This window comes from Dokdonella sp. (genome assembly GCF_039926425.1).
Lineage (GTDB): Bacteria > Pseudomonadota > Gammaproteobacteria > Xanthomonadales > Rhodanobacteraceae > Dokdonella_A.
Window position 1 is genome coordinate 1 of record NZ_JBDSWZ010000220.1, and the last position, 8,027, is coordinate 8,027.

8 protein-coding genes are annotated in these 8,027 nt (G+C 62.8%); 6 read left to right on the forward strand and 2 right to left on the reverse strand.

The features are described 5' to 3' along the window. Both ABIV12_RS12630 and ABIV12_RS12635 read left to right on the forward strand, forming a co-directional pair. Positions 1-1,298: ATP-binding cassette domain-containing protein (locus tag ABIV12_RS12630; RefSeq protein WP_348059806.1), on the forward strand; the 1,298-nt coding region annotated here is incomplete at its 5' end. 463 nt (positions 1,299-1,761) lie between these two features. Continuing rightward, the gene (locus tag ABIV12_RS12635) at positions 1,762-1,962 is read left to right on the forward strand and encodes a hypothetical protein (protein ID WP_348059808.1); all 201 of its coding nucleotides are present in this window, start codon (positions 1,762-1,764) and stop codon (positions 1,960-1,962) included. Between the two features lie 446 nt (positions 1,963-2,408). Here ABIV12_RS12635 and ABIV12_RS12640 read toward each other — a convergent pair whose 3' ends face one another. Beyond that, positions 2,409-3,929: a VCBS repeat-containing protein gene (locus ABIV12_RS12640; RefSeq protein WP_348059810.1), complete on the reverse strand. Its 1,521-nt coding sequence runs from the start codon at positions 3,927-3,929 to the stop codon at positions 2,409-2,411. A 570-nt stretch (positions 3,930-4,499) separates the two neighbouring features. Then, positions 4,500-5,441 carry a LysR family transcriptional regulator gene (locus tag ABIV12_RS12645; RefSeq protein WP_348059812.1) on the reverse strand — a complete coding sequence of 314 codons (942 nt, stop codon included), beginning with the start codon at positions 5,439-5,441 and terminating at the stop codon, positions 4,500-4,502. 141 nt (positions 5,442-5,582) lie between these two features. On the opposite strand from ABIV12_RS12645, the gene ABIV12_RS12650 reads away from it, so the two are divergent. The 4 genes from ABIV12_RS12650 to ABIV12_RS12665 form a co-directional block, all read left to right on the forward strand. Next, the gene (locus ABIV12_RS12650; RefSeq protein WP_348059814.1) at positions 5,583-6,317 is read left to right on the forward strand and encodes an SDR family oxidoreductase; all 735 of its coding nucleotides are present in this window, start codon (positions 5,583-5,585) and stop codon (positions 6,315-6,317) included. 80 nt (positions 6,318-6,397) lie between these two features. Then, the gene (locus ABIV12_RS12655) at positions 6,398-7,165 is read left to right on the forward strand and encodes a glucose 1-dehydrogenase (RefSeq protein ID WP_348059816.1); all 768 of its coding nucleotides are present in this window, start codon (positions 6,398-6,400) and stop codon (positions 7,163-7,165) included. Positions 7,166-7,208: 43 nt separating this feature from the next. After that, complete coding sequence (locus ABIV12_RS12660) at positions 7,209-7,811, forward strand: NAD(P)-binding domain-containing protein (protein WP_348059818.1); 603 nt, start codon at positions 7,209-7,211, stop codon at positions 7,809-7,811. Positions 7,812-7,842: 31 nt separating this feature from the next. Further along, on the forward strand, positions 7,843-8,027 hold a 185-nt coding region (locus ABIV12_RS12665; protein ID WP_348059820.1), incomplete at its 3' end, for a nuclear transport factor 2 family protein.

Consider the following 8,027-nt stretch of genomic DNA (forward strand, 5'->3'; position numbering starts at 1 on the left):
TGCTCGAGTTTGCCGGCAGCGTGATCTTCGTCACCCATGACCGCCGCTTCCTGCGCGCGCTCGCGACGCGCATCGTCGAGATCGACCGAGGACAGGTGACGAGCTGGCCGGGCGACTACGAGAATTATCTGCGACGCCGTGAAGAACGCCTGCATGCCGAGGCACAGGCGAGCGCGCAGTTCGACAAGAAGCTCGCGCAGGAAGAAGTGTGGATCCGGCAGGGCATCAAGGCGCGGCGCGTGCGCAACGAAGGTCGCGTCCGTGCGCTGGAGCAGATGCGCCGTGAGCGATCGCAGCGGCGCGAGCTCGGCGGCAACGCAAAGATGCAGGTGGGTTCCGCGGTGCCGTCGGGACGTCGCGTGATCGACATCGACGCGATCCGCTTCGGCTTCGGCGATCGGCTGATTGTCGGCGATCTCACGACCACCATCCAGAGAGGCGACCGCATCGGCCTGATCGGCGCGAACGGATCCGGCAAGACAACGTTGCTGAAACTGCTGCTCGGCCAGCTCGCGCCGCAATCGGGCGAAGTGCGCCTCGGCACCAACCTCGAGGTCGCGTACTTCGACCAGCATCGCACGCATCTCCGCGAAGACCTGAGCGCGCTCGACAATGTGTCCGAAGGCGCCGAGTTCATCGAGGTCAACGGCGCTCGCAAGCACGCGATCGGCTACCTGCAGGACTTCCTGTTCTCGCCCGAACGCGCACGCGCGCCGATCACCGCGTTGTCCGGCGGCGAACGCAACCGGCTTCTGCTCGCGAAGCTGTTTGCAAAAGCATCCAACTTGCTGGTGATGGACGAACCGACCAACGACCTCGACGTCGAGACACTGGAACTGCTGGAAGAACTGCTCGCCGCGTACCCGGGCACGTTGCTGCTGGTGTCGCACGATCGCGAGTTCCTCGACAACGTCGTCACCAGCACGCTGGCGCTGGAAGGCGAGGGCCGCGTCGGCGAATACGTCGGCGGCTACACCGACTGGCAACGGCAGTCGGCCGCTGCGGCTGCGGCGCGCAAGCGGGCGGTGAAGCCCGCGTCATCAAGCCCTGCGACGGTTGCAGCAACGCCACTCTCGAAAAAGAAGCTCAACTACAAGGAAACGCGCGAACTGGAAGAACTGCCGCAGCGGATCGAGTCGCTCGAAGCGCGTATCGCCGCTCTCGGCGCAACGATGCAGGATCCCGCGTTCTACAGCCAGGACAGCGCGCGCATCGTCACGCTCAATAGCGAGATCGCGGCGCTGCAGGTTGAGCTGGATGCGGCGTACATGCGGTGGCAGACATTGGATGCTGGATAGCTGGCTGGCCTGCTTTGCTTCTTATCTTCGTCAACGGGCTTTGCGCGACGATGTTCCTTTTTGAATCATTTCTACAGACTGCTTTCGCCCCATTGTTGTCATTCGTGAGCGACGACCTTGGGGCGACACGCGTCACGAATTCAAACCAGCATTCTGCATGGGTTATTACCAAGAGGTTCGTGATGTAGGGGCAGAATTGCGCCATGCGCCATCTTGCCGGCGAGGCCCGCTAGGTTGCCGTGTCGTCGGGACAACCAGCGCCGAACTCACTGTCCTCGGCTTACAACGGCTTGGTTCCAATCGCGACGGTTACATCGGCCGCGCCGAAGGGTATCCTCCGCCATCCGACGATTTCGACTTCCTCGCTCATCGGGCCGAACGCGTTTATGCACGTCAGTTGAAGAATCGCGTGCTTGCGTAAACACGCTGACACGCTTGGCATTTCGATCAAGCAGGACTCTCCATGAAATGGATTGGTGTGTATCTCGCAGGGTTCATCATCCTTGTCGGCGGCATTCTCGCGGCGCTGTGGAAACTGGGGATTCTCTCCAACATAGATCCGACATGGATTGTGATCGGGGTGATGATCGTCCTCGGCATCGGCATCATGCTTGCCGTTGGCCAAAGCGGACGCAAGGAAAGCATCCAAATCGATCGGAAATAGTGCTCGTCACGGCAGCGTAGATGAACGCGCCGCAGCCTTGGTCCCGGCTTCACTCCACTCAGTTCTGCAGCACCCTGACGTCCGAATGTGCTTGGGCGCGCCACCGCCAACACCATTGATAAAAGCGCGCGTGGCTCGCTATCGGGCCGGTTAATTGGGACTGATGCTGCCAGCGAATGGCTGAGTGCTGACGGCTGCTTCCGACCCATTGCGGTCACACACCTGCGCCGCTACCACCGAGAAAGCGGCCATTCCCAGGTGACCCCGTGGGCGCGGTAGACGGCCTGCCATCGATGCAGCTCCGGCGAACATCAATGCGAACAACGACCGTCGCAAAGTCGACGAGCGCCGCGCCGAAGGAGCTGATGAACGTCGCAGTGAACCGGCCTTGCGCGGTCGCGCAGACACCGCGAACGTCGGCGAGCGCCGTCCGCATGGAGCGTGCGTTAGTCGAATCCGTTACGGAAGATGAAGCCGCTCTGGTAGATGACCTGGATGGCCCCGCCGTCGACCGCGGCCTCGTCGTCTCGTGGAATGCCGATGGCCAGATCCTCCAGTCCGTCGTCGTTGTAGTCGCCGACGGCCAAGGTCGATCCAAACACGTCGAAGGTCTGCGGGGCACCCGAAGCAGTACCCGACGTGCCCGACGTCCCGCGCACACCGGACGCCGGATCCAGACGGTTGGCCTGCGCGTGGATCACCCATACCGATCCGGCCTCCTCGACGCTATTGACCGGGTCGTAGGACGCGCCGACCACCAAGCTCCGGGCGCCGAACGCCTGGGCCCGGAAGTTGCCAATGGCCACCTGAATACCAAAGCGAGAGCCGGTCTGCGTCGGCACCGACAAGTCCTCGCCGCGAATGATCTGCTCGTCGGACGTCGAGACCATCTCCTCGTCGCCGTAGAACACGGCGACGGCGCCGCCGCCTCTACTGAATGGTGCGCCGACGATCAGGTCGTCGTTCAAGTTGAAGTCAATGGCGCCGGCGTGCAGCGACGTGCCGAAGCCGTCCATCCCGCCAGCGCCCAGGCATTGGCCGTCGACGCCATTGGCCCCCGGCTGCAGCCATTGACCGCGCGCCGTCGACACGCCGAGGCTGGCGCCGCGCATCATCGCCACGCCGCCGCCGCGCTGGCCGTTCACGCAGCGCGCCAGGAACACGCCTATGGCCAGGTCGTCGAAGCCATCGTTGTCGAAATCTGCGGACGCCAGCGAGAATCCGTAGCGGTCGTCCGCCTCGGGTGCGCCATCGATGAAGTCGGTATTGCGGTCATAGAACCGGTGATCGACGGACGTGATTCCCGCTGCACTGCCGTAAGTGATCATCACCCGGCCTGCGAGGGCAAAACCGCCGACCGTCTTGCCGGGCAGGCCAATCGCCAGGTCGACAAAGCCATCGCCGTCGAAGTCGCCTGCGGCCAGCGAACGACCCAGCTCGTCGTCCTGTTCCGCGACGCCGCCATAGCCGAACTGCCCTAGCCGGATTTCCTCCTGTTCCGACCAGGTGCCGTTGCCCAGCCGATTCATGATCGTCACCGCGCCCGTTGAACTGGCGCCAGTGATACCGACGCCCGGCCGTCCCAAGGCGATCTCGTCACGTCCATCGCCATCGTAATCGCCCGCAGCCATCGTGGAGCCGCCGGACGGCCGCGCCACGGTCACCTGGTCGAAACCCGTCGCCCCGACCGTGCCCACCGTCCACGGCCGGCCGAAATAGACGCGCAACTCCAGGCCGCTGTTTTCCGAAACGGCCAGGTCGGCGATACCGTCGCCATCAAAATCCCCCGACACCATTCCCGTTCCGAACAACCGGCCGTCGGCCGGCGGAAACGGATTCGCATAGAGGGCATTGCCCTCGGGTCCCAGCGCGTTGGGCGACTGGCCAAGCACCAAGGCCGGCGAGAGCGCGAGCAAGGCCAGCAATCCGCCGGCCGCGCGAGTCAGGCCGTTATTCATCGTCGTCATTTCATGTCGTCCGCATGGCGTTAAATGGGTAAGCGGGAAAAGCCGCCGGCAGGGGCCACCCCGCGGCCCAAGCACGGCGAGCTTGACGTTCCACGGCACCATGGCGCGAGGCCGGCATTGCCCGCTCGTCGCGCGAATCCTTGCCGGCTCTGGTAGGTCGCCATGCCTTTGCCGACGATGTCGGAATGGGATGTGGTGAACGCGACATTGGATTGTCCCGGGAACGATTTCGGCATCCGACGAACCCTGTATTGCATCTTGCTGATACGTTCATGTTCATGGGAATCCCCGCTGTTGAGGGACACCTACCTCGCGCCTGACGCCGGCCATCCACTTCTGAGGGTCGACATCGACTTCGGTGGTCGGCAAACGACCCGAAGCGGCCAGTCGATCCCAGCGCGTCGCAAAATTCGATGACCAGTTCGTCAACCCTCGTCGCGGCGTTGTCCAGCAGTGTCGACTTCGCTGATCTCCCTCAGCAGGCTGCCCTGAATCGGGCGCTAACTGGGATAGCATCCGGTGCCTCTCTGCCGCTCCCGGCGCTTTGGCTTCCGTCGCGGCCGCCGGGCGCTAACGACGCGTGTTATGGCCGTTCAACACCTCCAGGTAGCTCTCCTCGAAATTCAGTCGCTCGACTAGAAAGTCGACGAAAGCACGCACTTTCGGTGACTGCACCGGACCGCGCGGGAACAGTGCGTGCAGGTCCACGTCCGTGCCACGCCAGCCGGCGAGCACGCGCTGCACCAGACCCTGCTCAACGAACGCCCGCACAAAGACGTCACTGGTCAGCATCAGGCCTTCGCCATCCATCATCACCGTGCGAACGGCGTTCGGATCGCTGGCGACCACGACGGGGTCCACCGGGAACTCACGCAGCTTTCCGTTTCCATTGTCGAGCGTCCAGGCGAAGCCGTGGGCGCTACGGTGATTGGTCTGCACGGTTGCCCGGTGGTGGATCAAGTCGTCGGGATGCAGCGGCTCGCCGAAACGTGCGAGATAACCGGGGGTGGCGTAGACCGCGGTACGGAACACGGCGAGCTTGCGCGCCGCCAGATTGGAATCCGCCAGCGTGCCGATGCGCATCGCCACGTCGATTTCGCCGGCGATGATGTCGACGTGGTCGTTGCTCAGCAGCAGTTCCACGCGAACGTCCGGATGGCGTGCGTGGAATTCGCTGAGTAAGGGCGCGACCCACGTGTTGCCCACCGGATGCGATGCGGTGACGCGCAGCCAGCCTCGCGGTCCGCTCTGCAACTGACTGACGGCGCTTTCCGCATCGTCCAAGTAGCGCGCAATGTGGTGGCAATGCGCGAAATAGATGTTGCCCGCCTCGGTCAAGCCGAGCTTGCGGGTTGTGCGATGCAGGAGTTGGGCGCCCAGTCGCTCTTCCAGCTCCTGCACCCTGCGACTCACAGTCGCCTTGGGCATGCGCAACGTTTTCGCGGCAGCCGTGAAGCTGCCCAACTCCACCACCTTGACGAACACCAAGGTGTCATTGAGATCTCGACTCATTGGGCTTCCTGGAGATTTTACCGCTGGTGGAACAATTATTCCCCGAAATGCTAACTAATCAAGTGGCGGCGGCAGGATTACATTGATCTCGTCAACGAAGGAGGTCACGTCCTCCACCCACGAACACGAAGGATGGACAACATGAACAGGCTCGATGGAAAGACCGCCGTGATCACCGGAGGCGCAACCGGAATCGGCCTTGCGGCGGCAAAGCGCTTCATCGAAGAAGGCGCCGTCGTCTTTATCTACGGCCGTCGCCAAGAAGTGCTCGACGCTGCTGTGGCAGAACTGGGACCCAATGCTCACGCGGTGAAGGGCTCGGTCTCGGATGAGGCCGACCTCGATCGCCTCTACGCGGCGGTGAAGGCCGAGCGCGGAACCCTCGACATTGTCTTCGCCAACGCCGGCGCGGGCGGCCCACTCAAGCTTGGCGAGATCACCGCCGCGCACATCGACGAAACCTTCGACACCAACGTGAAGGGCACGATCTTCACGGTTCAGAAAGCGCTGCCGCTGATGGGCGAAGGTGGTTCGATCATCCTGACCGGATCGAGCGCCGGCACCACGGGCGCTCCCGGATTCACTGCCTACAGCGCGAGCAAGGCGGCCGTGCGCAACCTCGCCCGGACCTGGGCGGAGTATCTGAAGGGCACCGGCATCCGGGTCAACGTGCTGTCGCCCGGCGCGACGGCGACAGAGCTCGCAAAGGCGGCGCTGGGCGACGAGGGCCAGAAGGCCTATGGCGCGATGACTCCGCTCCTGCGCATGGCCGATCCGGCGGAAATCGGAGCGGCGGCTGCCTTTCTCGCTTCGTCGGACAGCAGCTTCATGACCGGCAGCGAAGTCGCCGTCGACGGCGGTCTGGCGCAACTCTGACCAACGGCGCCCCGGCACCCCGTTCGGTGGTTCGGAACGCCGCGCGGCCTGCTGAATAACAAAATCAAAAAGGGAAATATATGAACAACCAAGGTGGACAAAAACTGGCGGGAAAAATCGCGGTCGTTACAGGCGGAAGCAGCGGGATTGGCTTGGCCACAGCCAAGCGCTTCGTGGAAGAAGGTGCGCACGTCGTGATCACTGGGCGACGCGAGAAAGAGCTGAAGGAGGCTGCTGCCTTCATCAAGCGGAACGTTACGACGGTTGTAGGCGATGTGTCGCGCGTGGACGATCTGGACCGGCTCTTCGCCGTCGTGAAAGAGAAGCATGGTCATATCGACGTGCTATTTGCCAATGCAGGTGCTGGTACGGTCGCGCCATTGGAGGCAGCTACCGAGGCACATTTCGACGAGACCTTCGACGTGAACGTGAAAGGGACGTTCTTCACAGTGCAGAAGGCCCTTCCCCTGCTCAAAGATGGCGGCTCGATCATCGTGACCTCTTCGGTCACGAACGTGTTGGGAACCCCGGGATTCAGCGCTTACGCCGCGAGTAAAGCGGCTGTGCGCAACTTCGTGCGTGCCTGGACCATGGAGCTGAAAGACCGCCGGATCCGTGTCAATTGCGTCAGTCCCGGACCCACCGAGACGGGGGCTTTGCAAAAGACGGCGGGCCTTACCGCCGAACAGGCTAAGCAAGCGGCCGCCGAGTACGCGTTGCAGATTCCCATGGGTCGCTGGGGCACGCCGGAGGAAATCGCGGCGGCCGTCGTTTTCCTCGCTTCCGATGAAAGTTCGTTCATTACGGGTATCGATCTTCCCGTCGATGGCGGCCTGGCTCAGGTCTGACCGCGCTTATCCAAGCGGGCAACCCAACTCAGAGAAAACTCCTATGACCTGTTCAATTATCGGCTTCGGCCCTCTCGGCCAGGCACTGGCCAAGGCTTTTGCCCGCAAGGGCATCGACGTATCCGTGGCCACCACGCGCGACCCGGAAAGCTTCGCCTCCGCCGCTGCCGCAATCGGACCCTCGATCATCGCCAAAACGCTGGCGGAGGCCGTCAGGGCAGACATCATCTTCCTCGCGGTCCGTTTCGAGGCGCATTCAGATGTCGCAAAAATCCTGCCGAACTGGAAGGGAAAGATCATCATCGATGTGACCAACGCCTACGGCGTGCCCATGGAGGACATGGGAGGACAGCCTTCTGCCAGCTTCGTCGCGCAGACCTTTGCCGGCGCAAAATTGGTCAAAGGCTTTAACCATCTGGTCGCTCCCGTCCTTGATCAGGATCCTGCTGTCCACGGTGGCAGGCGGGTCGTTTTTCTGGCGAGCGACGATGACGATGCCGCAGCGCAGATCGGCACGCTCGCGGAAAATCTTGGCTTCGCACCGATCAAGCTCGGCGCGCTGTCCGAAGGTGGACTGCTTGTGCAGGCGCACGACAAAATCTGGGGCCATCTAATTTTCAAGGATCTGGTCAAGTTCGACTCATGAACACCATGATCACAGGATGGGAAATATTTCCATGAGCACCGATAACAACATCCAGACCGTGAAGGAATTCTTCGCCGCGATCGGCAGCGGCGACAGGGCGGGTCTGCTGGCGCTGGTCGCCGACGACATCGAGTGGATCATCCCGGGCGCGGACTGGCCGCTGGCCGGCACGCGCCACGGACACGCCGGGCTGGCGGATCTGCTTGAGACGGCATC